The organism is Promicromonospora kroppenstedtii DSM 19349 (assembly GCF_000515355.1).
Taxonomy (GTDB): Bacteria; Actinomycetota; Actinomycetes; order Actinomycetales; family Cellulomonadaceae; genus Promicromonospora; species Promicromonospora kroppenstedtii.
This window is the reverse complement of record NZ_KI911635.1, coordinates 3,165-3,666: the sequence shown is the minus strand read 5'-3', so window position 1 is coordinate 3,666 and position 502 is coordinate 3,165. Positions and strand designations below refer to the sequence as shown.

Annotated in this window: 1 protein-coding gene; it reads left to right on the top strand. The window is 75.9% G+C overall.

Annotation, left to right across the window (positions count from 1 at the left end; genetic code table 11):
- Positions 1 to 443 (top strand): protein-L-isoaspartate O-methyltransferase family protein (locus tag PROKR_RS07170; RefSeq protein ID WP_036961244.1); only part of this gene is annotated, 443 nt, incomplete at its 5' end.
- Positions 444 to 502: the final 59 nt, after the last annotated feature.

Here is a 502-nt window from a genome sequence, read left to right as displayed (position 1 = left end):
CCAGCACCGTGGCCGCGATGCTGCGCCTGCTCCGCGTGCCGCTCGGCGCGCGGGTGCTCGACGTCGGCGCGGGCTCCGGCTGGACGACGGCGCTGCTCGCCTACCTGACCGGTCCCCAGGGCTGGGTGCTCGGCGTCGAGCGCGACAGCCGGCTCGCCGAGTGGGGCGCCGCCAACGTGGCGCACACCGGGATGGGCTGGGCGACGCTCCAGCACACCGAACCCGGGGTGCTGGGTCAGCCCCAGGAGAACGGCTGGGACCGGATCCTGGTGTCGGCGGCGGCGTCCGCCCTGCCCCGGACCCTGGTGGAGCAGGTCGGGATCGGCGGGCGCATGGTCATCCCCGTGCGGACGACCCTCCTGCTCATCGAGCGCCTGCCCGACGGACGCACGCGAGCGACCGACCACGGCGGCTACCGGTTCGTCCCGCTCATCGAGGACTGAGCCGGAGCGCAGCGCAGGGTGCGGGGCGAGGAACGAGGCACGCGCCCGGAGCGCAGCGC